This is a genomic window from Nonomuraea antri (assembly GCF_013283785.1).
In the GTDB taxonomy this organism is placed as follows: domain Bacteria; phylum Actinomycetota; class Actinomycetes; order Streptosporangiales; family Streptosporangiaceae; genus Nonomuraea; species Nonomuraea antri.
In genome coordinates, this window is the sequence record NZ_JABCPZ010000083.1 from 19,967 (window position 1) to 41,695 (window position 21,729).

Sequence of the window (21,729 nt, forward strand, 5' to 3'; positions counted from 1 at the left end):
GGTTGGGGGCTGCCGCCATGCTCGCGCTAGCCCTGACCACCAGCTCGCTGGCAGGCGCCACGAGCGCCTTCGCCGGCGCCTCGCAGGTGGCCGATCCTCCCAGCCCCACGGAGCGCGTCAACGCGATCACCTCCGCGAAGAGCGCCCTGCTGGCTGATTCGGCGGCCCTTCGTGCCTCCGACAAGGACTCCTTCACCTTGGAGTCGGCCGTCACCGGCACCCGCGGTCTGCAGTACCTCAGCTACGCCCGCACCTACGCGGGCCTGCCGGTCTACGGCGGCGGCGTGGTCGTCGCCACCGACGAGTCCGGCGCCGTGGTGAACACGGTCGCCAGCGGACAGCAGACCAAGATCAACGTCAGCACCACGCCGAAGGTGGCCGCCGAGGCGGCGGCCGTGACGGCCAGGACCAAGGTGGCCGAGGTCGAGAGCGTGGCCACGCCGGTCCTCTCGGTGCACGCCACCACCACCAAGCCGCGTCTGGCCTGGGAGGTCGTGGTCACCGGCGTCAACGCCGAGAAGTTCCCGACCACCCAGCACGTGTACGTCGACGCCCAGAACGGGCGGATCATCGACGCGTGGGACGAGGTCAGGGCCGCCAGCGGACACGGTTACTACAACGGCCAGGTCACCATCGACACGGCCGCCACGTCCATGACCGACCCGACGCGTTCCGGCATCTCGTGCGGTGGCCAGAACGGCTCCGCGTACACCGGCACCGACAGCAACTGGGGCAACGGCCAGGGCACCAACCTGGAGACGGCCTGCGTCGACGCCCTGTACGGCGCGCAGAAGCAGTGGGACATGCTGCGCTCCTGGCTGAACCGCAACGGCATCAACGGCTCCGGCCGCGGCTACCCGTCCCGGGTCGGTCTCGCCCAGGTCAACGCCTTCTGGAACGGCCAGTACGCCAACTTCGGCCGCTCCCAGGACGGCCAGCGCCAGGTCACCCCGATGGACGTGGTCGCGCACGAGTTCGGTCACGGCATCTTCCAGTTCACCCCCGGCGGCTCCGGCTCCGGCAACGAGGCCGGCGGCCTGAACGAGTCGACCGGTGACATCTTCGGCGCGCTCACCGAGGCCTACGCCCAGAACGCCAGCGACCCGGCGGACTACCTGGTCGGCGAAGAGGTCAACCTCGTCGGCAGCGGCCCGATCCGCAACATGTACAACCCGGCCGCGCTCAGCCACCCCAACTGCTACACCTCGGCGATCCCGAGAACCGAGGTGCACGCCGCGGCAGGCCCGCAGAACCACTGGTTCTACCTGCTGGCCGAGGGCAGCAACCCCGGCGGTGGCAAGCCGTCCAGCCCGATCTGCACCGGCGGTCCCGCCTCGGTGACCGGCATCGGCATCCAGAAGGCCGGCCAGATCTTCATGGGCACGCTGAACCTGAAGACCCAGCCGTGGACCCACGCCAGGGCCAGGGTGGCCTCGCTGAACGCCGCCAAGTCCCTGTTCCCCGGCAGCTGCACCGAGTTCAACACGGTCAAGGCCGCCTGGCTGGCCGTGCAGGTGCCCCAGCAGAGCGGTGAGCCGACCTGCACGCAGGGCGACGACGCGTTCTCGATGGAACTCGCGCCGCCGTCCGGCAGCGTGACGCCTGGCCAGAGCTCGACCACCACGGTCAGGACCACGGTGACCAGCGGTTCCGCGCAGTCGATCACGCTGCGGGTGGGCTCGCTGCCCGCCGGTGTGAACGCCTCGTTCAACCCGCAGACGATCACCGCGGGCCAGACCTCCACGCTGACGGTGACCACGTCGGCGAACAGCCCGCAGGGCACCCACTCGATCACCGTCACGGCTGACGGCACCGCGGTGGACCGTACGGCCAACTACACCCTGCAGATCGGGCCCGGCTCCGAGAACGACTTCTCGGTCAGCGTGAGCCCGACCTCGGCCTCAGTCGAGGCCGGCCAGTCCGCGACGACGGTGCTGAGCACGGTCGTCACCAGCGGGCAGGCGCAGAACGTGGCGCTGACCGCGGCCAACGTGCCGGCGGGCGTCTCCGTCTCGTTCAACCCGCAGACGATCTCTTCGGGCCAGTCCTCGACGGTGACGATCAGCACCACGGGCGATGTCACGCCGAACACCTACGCGATCACCCTGAACGCCGACGGCGCGAGCGCCGACCACTCGGCCTCGTTCAGCCTGACCGTCTCGGGTGACGGCGGTGAGACGACCTGGGCGACGTGGACCCCGTACACGGCCGGACAGACGGTCACGTACCAGGGTGTCAGCTACCGCTGCCTGCAGTCGCACACCAGCCTGCCCGGCTGGGAGCCGCCGAACGTGCCGGCTCTCTGGCAGCGCGTCTGATCACCGGGAGCAACGGCTGATCGCCGGACCGGCCCGGTAAGTCGCAAGACCGGTCCGACGCACGACCAGGGCGGCCACGCCGGGGTGGCCGCCCGTCCCCTCCACCCAGGAGCTCTGAACGTGAACCCCAAGTTCAGGTCGGGCCTGGCCGCGTTATGCGGCCTGGCGCTGACCGTCACCACGCTGGCGAACAGCGCCGGCGCCACCACCGCTGCCGCTCTGGCCGCGCCGGACATCCCGGTGGCCAACGTGCAAGCGCATCTGAGCCAGTTGCAGTCGATCGCCCAGAGCAACGGCGGCAACCGCGCTTCCGGCCGGCCCGGCTACACCGCGTCGGTCAACTTCATCAAGTCGAGGCTGGACGCCGCCGGGTTCACCACCCGGCTGCAGAACTTCAGCGGCGGCCCCAACCTGATCGCCGACTGGCCTGGCGGCCCGACCAACCAGACCATCATGCTCGGCGCCCACCTCGACAGCGTCTCGTCGGGACCGGGCATCAACGACAACGGCACGGGCTCGGCCGCCCTGCTGGAGAACGCGCTCACGCTGGCCAGGACCAACCCGACGCTCACCAAGCACGTCCGCTTCGCCTGGTGGGGCGCCGAGGAGTCCGGGCTGGTCGGCTCCCGCTACTACGTGCAGAACGGCGGCAGCTCAGGCGTCGAGGCGTATCTCAACTTCGACATGATCGCCTCGCCCAACCCCGGCTACTTCGTCTATGACGACGACGCCGGGCTCCAGCAGGCGTTCAACGAGTACTACGCCACCCTCGGCATCCAGACCGACCGGGAGACCGAAGGCGACGGCCGCAGCGACCACGCCCCGTTCAAGAGCGCGGGCGTGCGGGTCGGGGGCGTGTTCACCGGGGCGAGCGCGCGCAAGACCACCGCTCAGGCCGCCAAGTGGGGCGGCACGGCCGGCCAGGCCTTCGACCGCTGCTACCACAGCGCCTGCGACACCTACCCGAGCAACGTCAACGTGACCGCGCTCGACCGCAACTCCGACGCCATCGCGTACGTGCTGTGGAAGCTGGCCGTGGGCTCGAGCCAGTCCAACGACTACTCGATCTCGGTGAGCCCGGCCTCGGCCACCGTGCAGGCCGGTCAGTCGACCACCGCCACGATCAGCACCCGGGTGACGTCCGGCCAGGCGCAGAGCATCACGCTCTCCGCCGGCAACGTGCCCGCAGGCGTCTCCGTCTCCTTCAACCCTCAGACGATCACGGCAGGACAGTCGTCCACCGTCACGTTCACGACCACCTCAGGGGCGGCCGCGAACACATATCCGATCACTCTCAACGGTGACGGCGCGAACGCCGACAGGTCGACCTCGTTCGGCCTGACGGTGCGCAACACTCCCCCCGACAACGACTACTCGATCTCGGTGACCCCGGCCTCGGCCACCGTGCAGGCCGGTCAGTCGACCACCGCCACGGTCAACACCCAGGTCACGTCCGGCCAGGCGCAGAGCATCACGCTCTCCGCAGGCAACGTGCCCGCCGGGGTCACCGTCTCCTTCAACCCTCAGACGATCACGGCAGGACAGTCGTCCACCGTAACGATCGCGACCACCTCAGGGACGGTCGCGAACACATATCCGATCACGCTCAGCGGTGACGGCGCGAACGCGGACCACTCGGCCTCGTACAGCCTCACCGTGACAGGGGACGGCCAGGGAACCTCCTGGGCGCCGTGGACGGCCTACGCCAGCGGCGCGGTCGTCACCTATCAGGGCGTGAGCTACCGCTGCCTGCAGGCGCACACCAGCCTGCCCGGCTGGGAACCGCCGAACGTGCCCGCCCTGTGGCAGGCCTCCTGACGGTTCCGACGGTCACGGGCGCCCCGGCCTGCCCCGAGGCGCCCAGCGAACCACCGCGTGCGGGTTGACCTGCCATGACCGGCCCGCACGCGGTCGAACCTCCGCCCGTTCCCGGCATGCGACCTGCCGGGGACGGGCGGTTTCGCGTTCCGGCCCGCTATCACCGTCGCCGCTCAGTTGACCGGCTGGAGGATTCCGGACAGCTCGACGGCGCCGGGGCCGTACGCGGCGTCCAGCTCGCGGCGCAGCTCGTCGGTCGCCACCCAGACCATGATCACCACCCGGTTGCCGGAGATGTCGGTATACGACCCGACGAAGTCGCCCGCGGCCCGGCGATCCCGAGAGACCCGGCCCTGGAGCGCCCGCAGCTCGGCCTCGGTGCGCTGGGCGCGGCTCAGGCACAGCGGCCCGCCCCAGATCTCGCGGATCCACTCCTCACGCCCCGCCAGGCCGCCGGTGAAGGCGACGTTGACCACGGCCCGGCCGGGATCGTAGGTGTCCTCCGAGACCGGCCCGTCGACCGGGGGCTGGTCGAACCAGGCCCCCGCGAAGTCCCCGGCGCTCTCGGCCCGCGCCATCGCCTCCTTGGCGCTCTGCCAGGTCGTCTTCGCGCCGTCGGCGATCGGCCAGCCGCCGGCCGGCTCCGGGCACGGGGTCAGGTCCTCGTCCGCCATCGGTCCATGGCGCGCGGGCTCGCCGGGCGGCTCGGTGATGGTGAGCCTGGCGCCGTCCCAGGTGCCGACCAGCCGGTAGTCGCCCCAGCGCACGCCTTCGCGCGCCTCGTGCCGCACCGCGCTCCAGTCCCAGCCGGCCACGTCCAGGCCCGTGCACTGGGGCGGGTCGGAGAACTGCACGCCCACGCACAGTTGCGGACCGTGCTCGGGCGACTCCAGCACGGTCAGCGAGGCCGTGTAACGAGCAGGCGCGGCGGCAGGTGCGGCGGAGGACGAGGAGACGGTCGTCAGGGCGGCGGCCAGAGCCAGAACCGCCGTTCGCCGATTCATACTTCTAAGACGTGAGCGCCCCCGGATCGGTTCGCTCTTCCTGAGACGCGACAACACCCCCGGGACGGCACTAGGCTGACGGACATCACCGACGAAACCGTGCGGGAGAGCGCTCTGACATCCGGTCAGGGCCCCTGAAGGAGCAAGCCCTCCCCGCGAACCTCTCAAGGCAAAGGACCGCACGGACGAGGTGTCCTCTGGAAAGCAGGCCTGCTGGCCTCGCCGAAGGTGAAAGTCCGGCAAAACTCGGGCGAAGCTCTCAGGCATCGATGACAGAGGGGGAGGATGCTGGCATCCGATCCTGTCCTGAGGTGCGACAAATGTCCCGACCGACACCGCTGCGAGACGTTCACGCTGATCTCGGCGCAACGCTGACCGACTTCGCCGGCTGGCTCATGCCCCTCCGCTACGGCAGCGAGTCCGCCGAGCACAACGCCGTGCGCACGGCGGCGGGCCTGTTCGACCTCTCGCACATGGGCGAGATCTTCCTGACCGGCCCGCAGGCCGCGGACGCGCTGGACTACGCCCTGGTGGGCCACCTGTCCGCGCTCGCGCCCGGCCGCGCCAGGTACACCATGATCGTGAACGAGCGCGGCGGGGTGCTCGACGACCTCATCGTCTACCGGCTGGCGGACGAGGAGTTCATGGTCGTCGCCAACGCGTCGAACTACCAGAAGGTCGCCGCCGAGCTGACCGAGCGCGCCAAGTCGTACGACGCGGTGGTCGAGGACCGCTCCGACCAGTACGCGCTGATCGCCGTCCAGGGGCCGCGCGCGCAGGAGATCCTGGCCACGCTCACCGACGCCGACCTGCCCGGGCTGAAGTACTACGCCGGCCTGCCCGGCGTGGTCGACGGCAGGCAGGCGTTGATCGCCAGGACCGGCTACACCGGCGAGGACGGCTTCGAGCTGTTCGTGGCCAACCAGGACGCCGTGCCGCTCTGGCACGCCCTGATGGCCGCCGGCGAGCCGCACGGGATCGTCCCGGCCGGACTGTCCAGCCGCGACACGCTCCGCCTCGAGGCGGGTATGCCGCTGTACGGCAACGAACTCAGCGTGGAGCTGACCCCGTTCGACGCGGGGCTGGGCAGGGTGGTGAAATTCGACAAGCCGGGCGACTTCGTCGGCAGGGCGGCGCTGGAGGCGGTCAAGGACGACCAGCCACGGCGGCGGCTCGTCGGCCTGGTCGCGCGCAACCGCCGGGTACCCCGTCACGGGTTCCCGGTCACCAAGGACGGCGCCGTCGTCGGCGAGGTCACCAGCGGGGCCCCCTCCCAGACTCTGGGCAAGCCCATCGCGATGGCCTACGTCGACACCGGGGTCAACGAAGGTCTGGCCGTGGACATTCGGGGCAGCCATGAACCCATGGACCTGGTCGAGCTGCCCTTCTACAGGAGGAACAAGTGAGCAACATCCCTGACGACCTGAACTACACCAAGGAACACGAATGGGTGGCCGGCGTGGACGACGGGATCACCGTGACCGTCGGCATCACGGCCTTCGCCGCCGAGGCCCTTGGTGACGTCGTCTACGTGCAGCTCCCGGACGTCGGTGCGACCTTCGCGGCGGGCGACTCGGTCGGTGAGGTCGAGTCGACCAAGTCGGTGAGCGAGATCTACACCCCGGTCGGCGGTGAGATCGTCGAGGTCAACCAGGCCGTCCTGGACGACCCGGGTCTTGCCAACAGCGACCCGTACGGTGAGGGCTGGATGTTCCGGGTCCGCATGGAGGGCGACCCCGAGGACCTGCTGTCCGCCGAGGAGTACGCGGCGCTCACCTCAGGCGAGTCCTGATCAACCCGCCGGGGCCCGGCACGGGCCCCGGCCTTTTCTGAAGGGCGCACATCAATGGCGATCAGCGTCTTCGACCTCTTCAAGATCGGCATCGGCCCGTCGAGCTCCCACACCGGCGGACCGATGGCCGCCGCGCACAAGTTCGCCCGCGGCCTGTCCGACGACGGCCTGCTGGAGCGCGTGGCCCGGGTCGAGGCCATCCTGTACGGCTCGCTCGGCCTGACCGGCAAGGGCCACGGCAGCGACAAGGCGGTCCTGCTCGGCCTGTCCGGCGAGAAGCCCGAACTGGTGGACGTCGACGGCATCGACGACCGCCTGGCCGAGATGCGCGCCGCGGGCCGGGTGAAGCTGTACGGCACGCACGAGATCCCGTTCGTGGTGGGCGAGGACCTGGTCTTCGAGCGGAAGATCTCGCTGCCCGAGCACCCGAACGGCATGCGTTTCACCGCCTTCGACGCCGCCGGCGAGAAGCTGCGCGAGAAGGTGTACTTCTCGGTGGGCGGCGGCTTCGTCGTGGACGAGAAGGCCACCGGCGCCGACCGCATCAAGCCCGACGACACCGTGCTCCCCTACCTGTTCACCACCGGGGAGGAGCTGCTCAAGCACTGCTCGAACACCGGTCTGTCGATCTCCGGCCTGATGCTGGAGAACGAGAAGGCCTTCGGCCGCTCCGAGGAGGAGATCAGGGCCGGGATCCTGAACCTGTGGCGGGTCATGTCGGAGTGCGTGCGCCGCGGCATCTCCAAGGAGGGCGTGCTGCCCGGCGGGCTGAAGGTCAAGCGCCGCGCCAACCAGCTGCACCGCCGCCTTCAGTCGGAGTCGGCGGAGAAGGACCCGCTGCAGGCCATGGACTGGGTGGCGCTGTTCGCCCTGGCCGTCAACGAGGAGAACGCCGCCGGCGGACGCATCGTCACCGCGCCCACGAACGGCGCGGCCGGCATCATCCCGGCCGTCCTGACGTACTACACCCGGTTCGTCCCGCACGCCGACGATGAGGGCGTCGTCCGGTTCTTCCTCACCGCCGCCGCCATCGGCGTGCTGTTCAAGGAGAACGCCTCGATCTCCGGCGCCGAGGTCGGCTGCCAGGGCGAGGTCGGCTCGGCCTGCTCGATGGCCGCCGCCGGACTCACCGAGGTGCTGGGCGGCAGCCCCGAGCAGGTGGAGAACGCCGCCGAGATCGGCATCGAGCACAACCTGGGGCTGACCTGCGACCCGATCGGCGGTCTCGTCCAGATCCCGTGCATCGAGCGGAACGCGGTGGCCTCCAACAAGGCCATCACCGCGGCCAGGATCGCGCTACGCGGCGACGGCCGCCACTACGTGGCCCTGGACAAGGCCATCAAGACGATGCGCGACACCGGCCGCGACATGCTGGACAAGTACAAGGAGACCTCACGCGGCGGCCTGGCCGTCAACGTCATCGAGTGCTGAGACCGGGCGCGGGAGGTCACTTGCGGCGGACGTGGAGGCGGACCACCGTGGCCGCCTCGTCGTCGCGGATCTCCCTGCGGATCTTGCCCACCACGTCCTGGTCGAGCTTGCCGACGACCGCGCCCACGTCCGCGGCGGGCGGGCAGGTGACCGCGATGCGCACCCCGTCCTCGCCGGCTCGCACGCCGGCCTTGCTCAGCCCGTCCACGCCTTTGAGCCCGACGAAGAGCATGGCGGTGCCGGTGTCCTCGCGGGTGCCGCGGCGGCCCCAGCCGAGGCTGATCAGCAGCCAGCGCAGCGCCGTCAGCGCGGTCAGCAGCAGGACGAGCGCGAGCAGCCACAGCGGCCACGGCTCCTCCGCGATCGGGCGGGTGAGCTGGGCGGGCAGGATCTTGGCGTGCGGCGCGAGCCCGAAGAGGCGGTCGTGGCCGCGCAGCCAGGCGAGCGTGCCCGCGGCCAGCAGGATCCCGCCCACCACGGCCAGCCCGATGCGGTTGCCCGCGTACTGACGCATCACGGCCCCTCCCCCTTACTCTTCGCCGGCTCGCCCGTCACAGGCCCCTCCTGCGCAGGCGCACCATGACCTCGCCGGTGCCGAGCGTGCCCACGCCGGCCAGCCGGTCGCCGACGGCGGTGCCGACCTGCCTGAGCATCGAGCCCGAGCTCTCCCCGCAGGTCACCACCGTGACCTCGATGGCCCGCCGGCGCAGCCGCACCCGGGCCTTGGCCACGCCGTCCACCTGCTGGGCCGCCGCCCGCAGCGTGCGCCGCAGGCCCGAACGGGTGATGCCGATGACGATCCGCTGGTCGGACGTCTCCACCGGCACCATCCGCGAGCGTCCCGGCACGATCGCCAGGAGCAGCATCAGCAGGCCCGCGCCAGCCGCGGCCACCGCGACGCCGGACACCTCGCGCCAGGTGTGCCGGCCGGCGAGATCGGCCAGTTCGTTCACCGGGATCCAGCCGAGCGGCTTGCCCAGCAGCCCCGCCACGATCTCCGCCGAGGTCAGGCCCAGCCCGGCGGCCAGCGTGAGCGCCACGACGGCCCCCGGCACGGTACGCGCCGGCCGGAGCGCCCGGTTCGCCGTGCGCAGTCCCGTGTGCTGGGTGGTGACGGCGGCACGGGGCAGTATCTGCTGCAGTGTGGTCATCACAACGACCAGACGTACACGGGTCCGGCATCGGCTGAACCGCGCCCCCGCCGCCCATTTGCCCGATCATTACGGGCGACCCGATTAATATGAACCCTCCTCATATTCATTTGCCCGATATGCCGTTACGCTGCTGGTATGGAGGACCGCCGGCGCTACGATCGCGCCACCGCCGCGCTCGAACCGCCGTTCGCCATCCTCGATCTGGCCGCCATGCGCGCCAACGCCGCGGACCTGGTACGGCGGGCCGCCGGCAAGCCGATCAGGGTGGCCAGCAAGTCGGTGCGCAGCCGGCCGGTGCTCGAACGCATCCTGGCCATGGACGGCTTCCGCGGCATCATGGCCTTCACCCTGCCCGAGGCGCTCTGGCTGGTCTCCCAGGGATTTACGGACGTCCTCGTGGCGTACCCGACGGCCGACAGGCAGGCGCTCGCCGCGCTGGCCGCCGACCCGCGCGCGGCCGCGGAGATCGCGCTGACCGTCGACTCGGCCGAGCACCTGGACCTGATCGAGTCGGCGGTGTCCGGGGTGCGGCCACGGGCGGAGATCCGGGTCTCGATCGACATCGACGCCGGATATATCACCTTCGGGGGGAAGTTCCGGGCGGGGGCGCTGCGCTCCACCATCCGCGAACCCGACCAGGCCGCCGACCTGGCCGCCGCCGTCGCCAAGCGGCCGGGGCTGCGCCTGGTGGGCCTGATGGCGTACGAGGCGCAGATCGCCGGCGTCGGCGACGACCCGCCGGGCAACGCGGCGTTCGCCCGGGTCGTGCGCCTCATGCAGTCACGCTCGGCCAGGGACCTCATCGTGCGCCGCGGCCGCATCGTGAACGCCGTACGCCAGTACGCCGACCTGGAGTTCGTCAACGGCGGCGGCACCGGCTCGATCGAGCGCACGGTACGCGAGAAGGCGGTCACCGAGGTCGCCGCCGGTTCCGGCTTCTTCCATCCGCGGCTGTTCGACTTCTACCGGCGCTTCACCGGCCGTCCGGCGGCGCTGTTCGCCCTGCCGGTGGTGCGCCGCCCAGGACGCGACACGGTCACCGTGCTCGGCGGCGGCTACCTCGCCTCGGGGCCCGCCGGGCCGACCCGGCTGCCGCAGCCGTACCTGCCCGCCGGGCTGCGCTACGCGCCGGACGAAGGGGCCGGCGAGGTGCAGACGCCGCTGCTCGGCCAGGCGGCCGAGGACCTGCGGGTGGGCGACAGGGTCTGGTTCAGGCACGCCAAGGCGGGCGAGATGTGCGAACGCTTCGACGCGCTGCACCTCATCGACGGCGAGAGCCTGGTGGAGACGGTGCCCACGTACCGGGGCGAGGGCAAGACGTTCCTCTGACCCCCGCCTGCCGGCAAGCCCCGGTCAGCCCCGCGTGCCGACAAGCCCCGGTCAGCGGCGACGGCGGCGCCGCCACAACATGATGGCGGCCCCCACCACCAGCACCGCGCCCACACCGATCAGCACCGGCGCCAGGTTCGGCTGCTCCTCCTCCCACAGCCGGTCCGGGTCGTCGCCGTACTCGACCGGGCGCCGCGGCGACACGCCGAGCGCGTCACCCACCGAGGCGACGAACGTCCCCGCCCGGGTCTTCACGTCGGCGACCGTGCGCTCGGCGACCCGCTTGGGGCTCACCCGCTCGGCGATGGCGTCGACCGTCTGCGCCAACTCCGCGCGCGTCCGCGCGATCCGCCGCTCCAACTCGTCGGGATCGGTGTCAGCCATGGCTCTCCTTTCGACCGTACTCGTGGTCACGCCCGCGTCCGTTCCGTGCGAGCTGCGACCGTTCTGGTCGTGATCAGTCTGTCAGGTCGGCGCACCGTACGGCACGGCGGCCAGCCAGGTAGGTTTTCCTGGAAGAACTCTGGAGGGCCCATGACAGAAACCAAGCTCGCGCCCGGCGACGCCGCGCCCGAGTTCGCGCTACCCACCGCCGACGGCGGCACCGTCTCGCTGGACGACTTCCGCGGCAAGCGGGTGATCCTCTATTTCTACCCCGCCGCGATGACGCCCGGCTGCACCAAGCAGGCCTGCGATTTCCGCGACAACCTGAGCCAGTTGACCGACGAGGGTTTCGTCGTGCTCGGCGTGTCGAAGGACAAGCCGGCCAAGCTGGCCAAGTTCGTCGAGCGCGACGCGCTGACCTTCCCCCTGCTGTCCGACCCCGAGCTGGACGTGCACCGGGCCTACAGCGCGTACGGGCCCAAGAAGCTGTACGGCAAGGAGGTGGTCGGGGTGATCCGCTCCACCTTCGTCATCGACGCCGACGGGAAGATCGAGCAGGCGCTCTACAACGTGAAGGCCACCGGCCACGTGGCCGCGCTCAAGAAGAAGCTCGGCCTGGCCTGACCGCCCGGGACGTGGGCCCTCGACCGAGGGCCCGCCACCGGCACGATTTCGAAGAAAAGGCCAATTAAGTCGGATATGCCGCAAGAATAGGCGCGGCACCGTCGCCGACGTGCTTCGGCACCTGGGCATCAAGTGGACCGGCGGCGGCCACGCCCACATCAGCCGCCGGTTGAAGCATTTCGGAATCGACACCTCGCACTTCGTCGGCCAGGCGCACGGGCGCGGCAAGCGCCCGCCGACCATGCGCTCCCACCAGGAGATTCTCGTGGTGCGCGAGCCCGGATCCAACCGCGAGAAGGCCCCGGTGCTCCGCCGTGCGCTGTCCGAAGCAGGGGTCCCGTACGCGTGCGCAGGCTGTAGGATTGACGGCACGTGGCAGGGAAGGCCGCTGACACTCCACGTCGACCACGTCAATGGAGACTGGCTCGACAACCGCGTGGAGAATCTACGCTTCCTCTGTCCGAACTGCCATTCTCAAACCGATACCTTCGCCGGTAAGGGAAAGGCGAAAAGGGGTCGTAGCCCAATGGCAGAGGCGCAGTCTTTAGGTGGCTGTTAGTGTGGGTTCGAATCCCACCGGCCCTACACATTCCCCGGTTCTGGCCACGTCCGATCAGGTGACCAGGTTCGCGGGCTGCCGCCCTCGGGCGTACATCGCGATCTGGGCCGCGGCCACCTCCCACGCGCGGGCGTCCGCGGTGGGCACGTCGCCGGCCACGTGCGGGGTGATCAGCACGCCGGGCGCGTGCCACAGCGGGTGGTCGTCGGGCAGGGGTTCGGGGTCGGTCACGTCGAGCACCGCGCGCAGCCGGCCCGCGCCGGTCTCCGCCAGCAGCGCCTCGGTGTCGACGATCGGGCCGCGGGCGGCGTTCACCAGGATCGCGCCGTCCTTCATGCGGGCCAGGAAGTCCTTGTCGACCAGCCACCGGGTCTGCTCGGTGAGCGGCACCATGACGACGACCACGTCGTGCTCGGGCAGCAGCGACGGCAGGTCGGCGAGCGCGCGGACGCCGTCTCGGGCGCTCCTGCCCACCATCGTGGCACGCGCGCCGAACGGTTCGAGCCGGGAGCGCAGGTTCTCGGCCAGGTCGCCGGCGCCCACGACGAGCACGTGCTTGCCGCACAGCGTGTCGGTGACCCGGGGCCGCCAGCGGCCGTCGGCCTGGCTGCGGCCGAAGGCGGGCAGTTCGCGGTAGACGGCCAGGAGCGTGGCCACGGCCCATTCCGCGACCGCGGGGCCGTGTGCGCCCCTGGCGTTCGACAGCGCGACGCGGGCGGGGAGCCGGCCGGTCCACTGGTCGGTGCCCGCGCTCAGGGTCTGGACGAGCCGCAGCCCGGGCAGCCAGGAGATCACCGACAGCACCTCGTCGACCGGCCGCGACGGCACCACGATCACCTCGGCCTCGGCCGCACCGTCGGGCAGCGGCCGCGCCACGTCGTACAGGAGGGGCTCGACGCCGGGCACCTCCGACAGCGCGGCCAGGCCCCGGCGCTCGGGGACCAGGGCGATGACGCGGCCCGTTTCGTCGTTGCCCGCCATGTCACCCCCGCTTCGCCGGCACCACAGGTGTCATTCCCCAGGCGGGAGGAGGAAACCTCTAGCCCGTCCTGGTGGGGACGGGGGTCGGCACCCGGGTGGGCGGCGCCAGCGTGACGGTCCTGGTGGGCATCGGCCGCGGCTCGACCCTGGGCTGGACCGGGTAGGGCGGCGGATACGGGTACGGGTACATCGACGGCATCGGGTGCACCGGGTACTGCGGGAAGACGCAGTAGCTCCCGCTCGGGTGCGGCAGGCAGTCGGAGCCGGGGATCCGCTGCACGCGGGGATAGTCCTGCCAGCGGTCGTGGCGGTCGTCCAGGCTGGTCAGCGCGGCCACGGCACCGCCGCCCAGCAGCACGCCGAACAGCAGGCCGAGCAGGCCGGCGGCAAGGATCTGAGCGGGTTTCTGCCGGAAGAAGTCCTTGAAGGTGTCGGAGCGCGGCGGCGGCTCGGCTCCCCAGCCGGGCGGCGCGCCGCCGGGCATGGTGTGGGCGTAGGAGGTGTATCCGTAGCTCGTCGAGGTCGGGGGCTCGCCGGGCGGTAACGCGGCCGGCTGTTCCTCTCCCGGGGTCGGGTCGCGCGGCGCTTCCTCTTCGCCGCGCGACCCGGCGTCTCGATCATGATCCGCCATCACGATCTCCCTTTACTCGCCCAGTTGGGCGCTCCCAGAGACAACGGTGCCCGATCCAGCGTAAGACCGGTGTAAGAGCCGGGCCACAGGTAAGACCTGGGTCGTACCCGGAGTTCCCCCTTGAGACGGACCAAGCGGCGACCGGGGCTACATATCGTGATGGGTGTGTTCGGCAGCGTACGGGCGTGGTCGCGGCGCCATGAGAAGACGTTCGGCTTTCTGCGGGTCCTGCCGCTGGCCGTGTTGTGCACGATCCTGGCCGTCCCGTACGTCACGAACGGGCCGATCGACGACGGCACGTACCTCAGCGCGGGCGGCTACCTGTCGCTGAGCGCGGTGCTGCTGGTGCCGCTGGCCTGGCGGCACCGGCCGCTGGCGGCGTTCGCGATCATCGCGGCGCTGTGCTTCGGCCAGTGGCTGGCACACGTCGATCCGGTGCCGGCCAACCTGTCGGTGCTGGTGGCGCTGTGGGCGGTGGCCTACCAGTGCAGGTTCGGCTGGGCGGTGGCCGCCGGGCTGGTGGCCGAGCTGGGCGTCTTCCTGATGCTGGTGCACTGGGATACGGCCACGTTCGGGACGTTCTTCAGCTGCTCGATCTTCGTCATCACCATCTGGCTGACCGGCCTGTACGCCAACACCCGCCGCCGCTACCTGGAGGGCCTGGAGGAACGCGCCGAGCGTGCCGAGCGCGAGCGCGACCAGCAGGCCAGGATCGCCGCCGCGGCCGAGCGCACCAGGATCGCCAGGGAGCTGCACGACGTGGTCGCGCACAACGTGAGCGTCATGGTGGTGCAGGCCGACGGCGCTGGCTTCGCCCTCGACAGCGACCCCGAGCAGGCGCGGCAGGCGGTGCGCAACATCTCCAAGACCGGCCGCGCCGCGCTGGCCGAGATGCGCAGGCTGGTCGGCGTGCTGCGCGAAGACGACTCCGAGAGCACCGACTACACCCCGCAGCCCGGCCTGGCCCAGTTGGAGGAGCTGGTACGCGGCTCGAACGTGCCGGCCAGGCTGCTGGTCGACGGCGTGCCGGGTGAGCTGCCGGAAGGCCAGCAGCTGGCGGTCTACCGCATCGTCCAGGAAGCGCTCACCAACGCGCTCAAGCACGGCGGGCCGGGGGTGCGGGCGACGGTGGAGATCAGCTACGACCGTCCCGAGCTGGTCGTCCGCGTCACCGACGACGGCCGCGGCGCGTCGGCCCCGGCCAGCGCCGACGGGCACGGCCTGATCGGCATGCGCGAACGTGTCGGCATGTACGGTGGCGCAGTCAGCGCGGGCCCCCGCCCGGGCGGCGGCTTCGAGGTCCTGGCCAGGCTCCCCCTGGCCGCGGCGGCATAGCGGGAGGCGGTCAGGTGATCCGGGTGATGCTCGTCGACGATCAGGAGCTGCTGCGCGCCGGCTTCAAGATGGTGCTGGGCGCGCAGCCGGACATCGAGGTGGTGGCCGAGGCCGGCGACGGCGCCGCCGCCCTGGAGCGGCTGCGGAGCGTCGACGTGGACGTCGTGCTCATGGACGTGCGCATGCCCGTCATGGACGGCGTCGAGGCCACCAGGCGGATCGACGGGCCGAAGGTGCTCATCCTGACCACGTTCGACCTGGACGAATACGCCTTCAACGCGGTCAAGGCAGGCGCGTCCGGCTTCCTGCTGAAGGACGTGCCGCCGGCCGACCTGGTCGACGCGATCAGGGCGGTGCACGCGGGCGAGGCGGTGATGGCGCCGAGCACGCTGCGCAGGATGCTCGACGCGTTCGCCGCCCAGCTGCCGGTGGAGCGGCCCCCGGCGGCCGACGACCTGACGCCGCGCGAGCGCGAGGTCCTGCTCATGGTGGCGCGCGGGCTGTCGAACCTGGAGATCGCCGGTCGGCTGGAGGTGGCCGAGGCGACCGTCAAGACGCATCTGGGCCGGGTGCTGGCCAAGCTGGGGCTGCGCGACCGGGCCCAGGTCGTCGTGTACGCCTACGAGAGCGGCCTGGTCGTGCCGTCGCATCGGCCGAAAGGCTGACCGGGGTCATCTCTGGTCCTACATCAAGTCCCTCCTCAAGGCCCACGAATACCGCGAAATCCACTCCTAGCGTTGCCTTGTCCCGACAACGCAAGGAGTGAACGTGACCCTCACCGAGACCCCGCGCCAGGCCCCACCGGCTGTGGTCGCCCGGGGGCTGACGAAGACGTACGGCCAAGGCGACGCCCAGGTGCACGCCCTGCGCGGAGTGGACGTGGCCTTCGCCACCGGTGCGTTCACCGCGATCATGGGTCCGTCCGGTTCCGGCAAGTCCACGCTGATGCACTGCCTGGCCGGGCTCGACGCGGCCACCTCGGGCAGCGTGCGCATCGGCGACGTGGAGCTGACCGGGCTGAGCGACAAGCAGCTCACGCTGCTGCGGCGCGAGCGGATCGGGTTCATCTTCCAGGCGTTCAACCTGCTGCCGACGCTCACCGCCGAGCAGAACATCCGCCTGCCGCTGGAGATCTCCGCCCGCCAGGCCGACCAGGCGCTGTTCGACCGGGTCATCGCGACCGTGGGGCTGCAGGACCGGCTCGGGCACAAGCCGTCGGAGCTGTCCGGCGGCCAGCAGCAGCGCGTGGCCGTGGCCAGGGCGCTGATCAGCAAGCCTCAGGTGATCTTCGCGGACGAGCCCACGGGCAACCTGGACTCGCGCAGCGGCGCCGAGGTGTTGTCGTTCCTGCGCACCTCGGTGCGTGAGCTGCACCAGACCATCGTCATGGTCACCCACGACCCGGTGGCGGCCTCGTACGCCGACCGGGTGGTGTTCCTGCGCGACGGCGAGCTGGTCACCGAGATCGCCGCGCCGTCGCCGCAGTCCGTGCTCGACACGCTGATGCGGCTGGAGGCCTGAGTTGCTGAAGACGGCTCTGGCCGGGCTGCGCGCGCACAAGCTGCGCCTGCTGCTCACCGCGCTGGCGATCACGCTGGGCGTGGGGTTCATCGCGGGGACGTTCGTGCTGAACGACACCATCCAGGCGGGTTTCTCCGAGCGGGTCACGGCGGACGCGGACAAGGTGAGCGTCGCCGTCCTGCCAGGGAAGAACGACAAGGCGCTCTCCGCGCGCACGCTGGAGCGCATCCGCGCGCTCGACGGCGTGACCGAGGCGCAGGGCCTGGTCCGCGCGCCCGCGCCACTGCTCGGCAAGAACGGCAAGGCCGTCGGCAACGCGGCCACCACGGCGCTGTCCGTCGTCCCCGGGCCGCTGGACCGCACCACGATCACCCAGGGCTCCGGCCCGGGCACCGACGACCAGGCGGCCGTGCTCGACGAGAACACCGCCAAGGCCCAGGGGCTCAAGCCCGGCGACACCGTCACCGTGCTCGACCACAAGGGCGCCAAGCACCAGTTCAAGCTGGTCGGGCTGCTCGACCCGGGGGTGGACCAGGAGCTCGCCTACACCGGCGCGCTCGGCTTCACCCTCGACACCGCGCAGCGGATGACCGGCGCGAAGGGCTACGCCGAGATCGACGTCGCCGGCGCCGCCCCGGACGCGCTCAAGCGGGCCGTCGCCGCGGCCGCCGGGCCGGGGCTCCGGGTCATGACGGGCGCCGAGCTGGCCGACGCGCTGGCCAATGAGGCCGGGGTGTCCGCGCAGGCGCTCACCATGGGCCTGCTGATGTTCGGCATCGTGGCGATGGTGGTGGCCGCGCTGGTCATCTACAACACCTTCAACATCCTGGTGGCGCAGCGCACCAGGGAGATGGCGCTGCTGCGGTGCATCGGGGCGACGCGCGGGCAGGTGTTCGGCTCGATCCTGCTGGAGTCCGCGGTCGTCGGGCTGCTCGCCTCGGCGCTCGGCCTGCTCGTCGGGTACGGCCTGGCCACGCTCACGCTGACCGTGCTCGGCGCGTTCGACGCGCCGCTGCCGACCGACGCGGCCGTCGCGCTGGCGCCGGCGACCGTCGCGATCGGCCTGGTCACCGGCCTGGTGGTGACGGTGGTCGCGGCCGTGCTGCCGGCCCGCGCGGCCACCAGGGTGGCGCCGATCGCGGCGCTGCGCACCCAGGTGGAGGAGCAGACGTTCCGCACCGGGCTGCTGCGGACGATCTTCGCCGGGCTCTTCCTGCTGGCCGGGCTGGGCACGACCGCCCTGGGCGCGCCGGCGATGACGCCGGGCGAGCAGACCTCGCTGTTCGTCGTCATGGGCGGGGGCGCGCTGACCTTCCTGGCCGTGCTCATCCTCGGTCCCGTGCTGGTCAAGCCGCTGAGCGCGTTCGTCGGCTGGGTCCCGCGCCGGCTGTTCGGCGTGCCCGGACGGCTGGCCGTGGACAACTCGGGACGCAACCCCAAGCGGGCGGCCACCACCACGGTGGCCCTGACCATCGGCGTGACGCTGATGACGCTGATCTCGGTGGTGACCGCGTCCACCCGGGTGACGATGACGGACAAGCTGGACGACCAGTTCCCGATCGACTACATGCTGATGACCCAGGAACGCGACTCCGCCATCCCGCGCTCGGTGGCCGAGGGGCTGCGGGCCACGCCGGAGCTGGAGTCGGTGGTGCAGATCCGCGAGGCCGTCGGCGAGGTGGGCGGCAAGGACGTCCAGACCGGGACGTTCACCGGCCCGATCGACCCGTTCGTGAAGACCGGGACCATGAAGGGCTTCGGCGCCGGGCAGGTGGCCGTGGTCGACTACGCGGCCGACCGGCTCGGCGCGCGGCTCGGCGACACCCTGACCGTCAAGACGGAGAAGGGACGCGAGCTGTCGCTGAAGGTCGTCGCCATCCTGAGCGGTACCCAGACCACGCTGACCGACCTCACCCTGAGCGAGCGCGAGTTCGACGCCTCCTTCGGCGCGGTCCCCGACTCCCGGGTGCTGGTCAACAGCAAGGACGGCGTGCCGCCCGAGCGGGCCCGCGAGCTGGTGGACGCGGCGGCGGCGCCGTACCCGACGGTGCTGGTGCAGAGCTCGACCGACGTGCGCGGGCAGTTCGACGAGACGCTGGACATGCTGTTGATGATCATCACCGGGCTGCTCGGGCTGGCGATCCTGATCTCGCTGCTGGGCATCGCGAACACGCTGTCCCTGTCGGTGCACGAGCGGACCAAGGAGTCCGCGCTGCTGCGGGCGCTCGGGCTGACCCGGCCGCAGCTGCGGCGGATGCTCTCGGTGGAGGCGCTGGTGCTCGGGCTGATCGGGGCGCTGGTCGGCGTGGTGCTCGGCGTCATGTTCGGGTGGGCGGCGGTACGCGCGATGATCGACGGCGCCGTCTTCTCCGCGCCGGTGGCGCAGATCGGGCTGTTCATGGTGCTGTCCGGGCTGGCGGGGGTGCTGGCCGCGGTGCTGCCGGCGCGGCGGGCGGCCAAGGCGTCGATCGTCGGGTCGCTGGCGGCCGGGTAGCCGGGGGCGGCCGGGTAGCCGGGCGCCGGGGCGCCGGGCGCCGGGGCGCCGGGGCGGGATAAAGGCGAATAAATCCGAAATTTATGGATAGAGGGTGCACATCGGGTCGCGCGGCCAGGGCGCGGCCCGCAGCCCGGCGCGACCCGAGGGCCGGGCGTCTCATGGGGGCGGCGCCCGGCCTTCCCCGCCCCGGACGCCGTCGCGTGCCGCGCGGGTTCATCTCACGGCGGCTCACCTGGTGGTGCGGCCTGGCCAGAGCTCGGCGACGGACTCCGGTTCGAGCAGCGGGCGCGTGGCCACCTCGCCGGTGTGCTTGTCGATCACGACGCACCCGCCGCCCACCGTGTCGGGCAGCGCGGCGGGATCGTCCGGGCCGAACTCGCGCACCCAGGCGACGTACCCCTCGCTGAACGTGTGGATCCCGACCGACAGCGGCTCATCGGCCGGACGGACGCTGTTGAAGTACTCCTCCACCAGGGCCCGGGCCTGATCGAGGTTCATCGCGCGTGCCCCTTCCTGTCGAGGATCACGCAGAACACCCCGGTCACCCGCGTATAGGGCGGTTCGACGGACATGTGGCCGCGCTGGGCGTCGATCCAGATCACCTCGCCACCGGAGTTGACCGCGTTCCAGGCGTGCGCGCCGCCGCTGGGCCAGCGCACCACGATGACCGCCGCGGCCCCGTGCCCGGCCTCCAGCAGCCGCCTGGCCAGCAGGGGGTAGGTCTGGGCGCCCTGGCCCGCGTACTGGAAGCGGTGGCCGACCCACCGCTCGATCCTGGCCACGCCGCCCTTCTCGCCGGTGAGCAGCGGCCTGCCGATCCTGTCGTACTCGGGCAGCCGGGCCGCCGCCGCCGTGGGATCGCCGTGCCAGGTGGACAGGACGGCCAGCGCGCAGTCCGCGGCATTGGACGCCCGGAACGGATCGTCGGCCGGGCCGCCGCCGTTCACCAGACGCACCCAGGTGCCGCGCGGATCGGGGAAGCGGGTGCCGGGCGGCAACGCCTGCGTCAGGTCCCGCTCCACCTGCGGGTCGGCCTGCGCCAGACCCCCTGGCACGCCGTACGGCCGGAAGTCGGCCAGCCTGCGCGGGCGGCGCGGCCCGTCGAACCAGTCACGTACGACGGGACCGCGCGGCCCCTCCTCGTCGTCCCACCCACGCTCACCGGCCACGGCCTGGGCCCCGGCAGCGCAGTCGAGTTCCCCGGGACCGGCCTGCGACCCGGCCGACCAGGGGCAACCGAACGGCGGCAACACCCCCGCCCAACCCCGCTCACCCAATGCACCGGCGATCCCCTCCGACCGCTCGCGCCCGCCGTGGTTTCGACGCGCCGCATCCAGCCGTTCCGTCTCGCCCTGGGTCCGGTGCGGTGCGTCCAGTCGGTTGCGTTCGTCTTGCGTGGGGGGTGTGGCGGCGAGCCGTTCGCGCTCGACGAACGCCCGCCGTGCCTCCTCGCGCAGTTCCAGCGCCCGCCGGACCCGTTCGGGCCGCTCCAGCGCCCGCCGTGCCTCCGCCGACCGCTCCAACTCGCGGCGCGTTCCCTGGGAGGCCGCAGCGCGGTGCGACGCCCCGCCGGGGCGCCCGGCCTCCTCGGTCGCCGCCGACTCGGACCGAACCTCCTCGGCCCGCCCATCCCCCAGGCGCGCCTTCTCCGGTCGCGCCTCCTGAGCACGCGCTTCCTGAGCACGCGTCTCCGGAGGGCGCGCGTCCAGAGTGCGGTCCTCCTGGGGTCGCGTCCCCTCCGATCGCGTGCCCTCAGCCCGCGTGCCCTCAGCCCGCGCACCCTCGGCTCGCACGCCCTCAGCCCGCCGACCCTCCGACCGCCTGCCCTCGGGACGGGCGTCTTCCGACCGTGCGCGCTCCGACCGCGTCCGCCTGGCCTGGGGGTCCGCCGAGCCGGGTGCCACCCGGTGGTCGGCCGTGTCAAGGATCTCATCGACCCGGCGCAGCGTGCCCCGCGCCTCCTTGAGGCGGTCGAGGACGCTTCGGGCCTCCTTCGGCCGCTCGGGCGCACGTCGCGACCCCTTGGGACGATCCGGCCTGCGCGGTGCGTCCGGGGAACGGTCGGTGGCGCGGCGCGCCTCCTGCTGAAGTCGTTCGAGTTCCGGCGGCGTCTTCTCGGTCTGGGAGGCCGCGCGCCGAGCCCCCTCGGCGCGGCCGTTCACGGCGCGCGCCACGGCGACGGCCCCCACGAGCGCCGCTTCCCGCGCGCTCCCCGGCTCAGCGGACGTATCCGAGGCCGGGCCCGACACCCCCGATGCGCCCGATGCGCCAGACCCCGTGGCCGCGCTCGACGCCTCTGATGCCCCCGATACCTCCGATGCCTCCGAAACCCCCGATGACCCCCGCGATAC

Annotated in this window: 19 protein-coding genes, 1 tRNA gene and 2 riboswitches; of the genes, 12 read left to right on the forward strand and 8 right to left on the reverse strand. The window is 71.7% G+C overall.

The features are described from left to right. Positions 1-17 precede the first annotated feature (17 nt). Together HII36_RS25890 and HII36_RS25895 are read left to right on the forward strand one after the other, a co-directional pair. The gene (locus tag HII36_RS25890) at positions 18-2,318 is read left to right on the forward strand and encodes a M4 family metallopeptidase (protein WP_217369968.1); all 2,301 of its coding nucleotides are present in this window, start codon (positions 18-20) and stop codon (positions 2,316-2,318) included. Between the two features lie 120 nt (positions 2,319-2,438). Next, on the forward strand, positions 2,439-4,136 hold the full coding sequence (locus HII36_RS25895) for a M28 family peptidase (RefSeq protein ID WP_328807892.1): 1,698 nt from the start codon (positions 2,439-2,441) through the stop codon (positions 4,134-4,136). Positions 4,137-4,309: 173 nt separating this feature from the next. Here the strand turns inward: HII36_RS25895 and HII36_RS25900 are convergent, their stop codons facing one another. After that, on the reverse strand, positions 4,310-5,140 hold the full coding sequence (locus HII36_RS25900; RefSeq protein ID WP_173525841.1) for a hypothetical protein: 831 nt from the start codon (positions 5,138-5,140) through the stop codon (positions 4,310-4,312). 92 nt (positions 5,141-5,232) lie between these two features. Next, positions 5,233-5,330: riboswitch (glycine riboswitch) on the forward strand. Next, a riboswitch (glycine riboswitch) is annotated at positions 5,331-5,426 on the forward strand. It abuts the riboswitch before it with no gap. Between the two features lie 34 nt (positions 5,427-5,460). On the opposite strand from HII36_RS25900, the gene gcvT reads away from it, so the two are divergent. From gcvT to HII36_RS25915, 3 genes are read left to right on the forward strand one after another with little or no spacing between them, the layout of a single operon-like run. Beyond that, positions 5,461-6,546, forward strand: a complete 1,086-nt coding sequence (gcvT, locus tag HII36_RS25905; protein WP_173525842.1) for a glycine cleavage system aminomethyltransferase GcvT — start codon at positions 5,461-5,463, stop codon at positions 6,544-6,546. Then, positions 6,543-6,932: a glycine cleavage system protein GcvH gene (gcvH, locus tag HII36_RS25910; RefSeq protein WP_173525843.1), complete on the forward strand. Its 390-nt coding sequence runs from the start codon at positions 6,543-6,545 to the stop codon at positions 6,930-6,932. The genes gcvT and gcvH overlap by 4 nt, the downstream gene beginning before the upstream one ends. 54 nt (positions 6,933-6,986) lie before the next feature. Next, positions 6,987-8,363, forward strand: a complete 1,377-nt coding sequence (locus HII36_RS25915; protein WP_173525844.1) for an L-serine ammonia-lyase — start codon at positions 6,987-6,989, stop codon at positions 8,361-8,363. A 16-nt stretch (positions 8,364-8,379) separates the two neighbouring features. On the opposite strand, the gene HII36_RS25920 is transcribed toward HII36_RS25915, so the two are convergent. Together HII36_RS25920 and HII36_RS25925 are read right to left on the reverse strand one after the other, a co-directional pair. After that, positions 8,380-8,880 carry a hypothetical protein gene (locus tag HII36_RS25920; protein WP_173525845.1) on the reverse strand — a complete coding sequence of 167 codons (501 nt, stop codon included), beginning with the start codon at positions 8,878-8,880 and terminating at the stop codon, positions 8,380-8,382. 34 nt (positions 8,881-8,914) lie between these two features. Further along, positions 8,915-9,514: a DUF6286 domain-containing protein gene (locus HII36_RS25925; RefSeq protein ID WP_173525846.1), complete on the reverse strand. Its 600-nt coding sequence runs from the start codon at positions 9,512-9,514 to the stop codon at positions 8,915-8,917. A 138-nt stretch (positions 9,515-9,652) separates the two neighbouring features. Between HII36_RS25925 and HII36_RS25930 the strand changes: the two genes are divergently transcribed. Continuing rightward, complete coding sequence (locus tag HII36_RS25930; protein ID WP_173525847.1) at positions 9,653-10,846, forward strand: amino acid deaminase/aldolase; 1,194 nt, start codon at positions 9,653-9,655, stop codon at positions 10,844-10,846. A 51-nt stretch (positions 10,847-10,897) separates the two neighbouring features. On the opposite strand, the gene HII36_RS25935 is transcribed toward HII36_RS25930, so the two are convergent. Continuing rightward, positions 10,898-11,230: a DUF3618 domain-containing protein gene (locus HII36_RS25935; protein ID WP_173525848.1), complete on the reverse strand. Its 333-nt coding sequence runs from the start codon at positions 11,228-11,230 to the stop codon at positions 10,898-10,900. A gap of 150 nt (positions 11,231-11,380) precedes the next feature. Here HII36_RS25935 and bcp point away from each other — a divergent pair, with 150 nt between their 5' ends. Beyond that, positions 11,381-11,854, forward strand: a complete 474-nt coding sequence (bcp, locus tag HII36_RS25940; RefSeq protein WP_173525849.1) for a thioredoxin-dependent thiol peroxidase — start codon at positions 11,381-11,383, stop codon at positions 11,852-11,854. Positions 11,855-12,366: 512 nt separating this feature from the next. Further along, positions 12,367-12,439, forward strand: a tRNA-Leu gene (locus HII36_RS25950). A 28-nt stretch (positions 12,440-12,467) separates the two neighbouring features. On the opposite strand, the gene HII36_RS25955 is transcribed toward HII36_RS25950, so the two are convergent. After that, positions 12,468-13,394, reverse strand: coding sequence for a 2-hydroxyacid dehydrogenase (locus HII36_RS25955; RefSeq protein WP_173525850.1), 927 nt, complete (start codon positions 13,392-13,394; stop codon positions 12,468-12,470). A gap of 58 nt (positions 13,395-13,452) precedes the next feature. Further along, positions 13,453-14,025, reverse strand: a complete 573-nt coding sequence (locus HII36_RS25960) for a hypothetical protein (RefSeq protein WP_173525851.1) — start codon at positions 14,023-14,025, stop codon at positions 13,453-13,455. A gap of 159 nt (positions 14,026-14,184) precedes the next feature. Between HII36_RS25960 and HII36_RS25965 the strand changes: the two genes are divergently transcribed. The 4 genes from HII36_RS25965 (at position 14,185) to HII36_RS25980 (ending at position 19,375) form a co-directional block, all read left to right on the forward strand. Next, positions 14,185-15,360: a sensor histidine kinase gene (locus HII36_RS25965; RefSeq protein ID WP_173525852.1), complete on the forward strand. Its 1,176-nt coding sequence runs from the start codon at positions 14,185-14,187 to the stop codon at positions 15,358-15,360. 14 nt (positions 15,361-15,374) lie between these two features. After that, entirely contained in the window at positions 15,375-16,025 is a 651-nt protein-coding gene (locus tag HII36_RS25970; protein WP_328807893.1) for a response regulator transcription factor, read from the forward strand. A 103-nt stretch (positions 16,026-16,128) separates the two neighbouring features. Further along, positions 16,129-16,881, forward strand: coding sequence for an ABC transporter ATP-binding protein (locus HII36_RS25975; RefSeq protein WP_328807894.1), 753 nt, complete (start codon positions 16,129-16,131; stop codon positions 16,879-16,881). A 1-nt stretch (position 16,882) separates the two neighbouring features. Beyond that, positions 16,883-19,375 (forward strand): ABC transporter permease, encoded by a 2,493-nt coding sequence (locus HII36_RS25980; RefSeq protein WP_173525855.1) that lies wholly within the window; start codon positions 16,883-16,885, stop codon positions 19,373-19,375. 231 nt (positions 19,376-19,606) lie between these two features. Here the strand turns inward: HII36_RS25980 and HII36_RS25985 are convergent, their stop codons facing one another. Together HII36_RS25985 and HII36_RS25990 are read right to left on the reverse strand one after the other, a co-directional pair. Continuing rightward, on the reverse strand, positions 19,607-19,876 hold the full coding sequence (locus HII36_RS25985) for a hypothetical protein (RefSeq protein WP_173525856.1): 270 nt from the start codon (positions 19,874-19,876) through the stop codon (positions 19,607-19,609). Further along, positions 19,873-20,901, reverse strand: coding sequence for a toxin glutamine deamidase domain-containing protein (locus HII36_RS25990; protein ID WP_328807895.1), 1,029 nt, complete (start codon positions 20,899-20,901; stop codon positions 19,873-19,875). Before HII36_RS25990 ends, HII36_RS25985 begins: the two co-directional genes overlap by 4 nt. Positions 20,902-21,729: the final 828 nt, after the last annotated feature.

Bases quoted from the DNA above. Each gene is read 5' to 3' on its own strand.
- bcp (WP_173525849.1), top strand. From the start codon at position 11,381: ATGACAGAAACCAAGCTCGCGCCCGGCGACGCCGCGCCCGAGTTCGCG.
- HII36_RS25985 (WP_173525856.1), bottom strand. From the start codon at position 19,876: ATGAACCTCGATCAGGCCCGGGCCCTGGTGGAGGAGTACTTCAACAGC.
- HII36_RS25890 (WP_217369968.1), top strand. From the start codon at position 18: ATGCTCGCGCTAGCCCTGACCACCAGCTCGCTGGCAGGCGCCACGAGC.
- HII36_RS25925 (WP_173525846.1), bottom strand. From the start codon at position 9,514: ATGACCACACTGCAGCAGATACTGCCCCGTGCCGCCGTCACCACCCAG.
- gcvT (WP_173525842.1), top strand. From the start codon at position 5,461: ATGTCCCGACCGACACCGCTGCGAGACGTTCACGCTGATCTCGGCGCA.
- HII36_RS25955 (WP_173525850.1), bottom strand. From the start codon at position 13,394: ATGGCGGGCAACGACGAAACGGGCCGCGTCATCGCCCTGGTCCCCGAG.
- HII36_RS25915 (WP_173525844.1), top strand. From the start codon at position 6,987: ATGGCGATCAGCGTCTTCGACCTCTTCAAGATCGGCATCGGCCCGTCG.
- HII36_RS25930 (WP_173525847.1), top strand. From the start codon at position 9,653: ATGGAGGACCGCCGGCGCTACGATCGCGCCACCGCCGCGCTCGAACCG.
- HII36_RS25960 (WP_173525851.1), bottom strand. From the start codon at position 14,025: ATGGCGGATCATGATCGAGACGCCGGGTCGCGCGGCGAAGAGGAAGCG.
- HII36_RS25935 (WP_173525848.1), bottom strand. From the start codon at position 11,230: ATGGCTGACACCGATCCCGACGAGTTGGAGCGGCGGATCGCGCGGACG.
- HII36_RS25900 (WP_173525841.1), bottom strand. From the start codon at position 5,140: ATGAATCGGCGAACGGCGGTTCTGGCTCTGGCCGCCGCCCTGACGACC.
- HII36_RS25965 (WP_173525852.1), top strand. From the start codon at position 14,185: ATGGGTGTGTTCGGCAGCGTACGGGCGTGGTCGCGGCGCCATGAGAAG.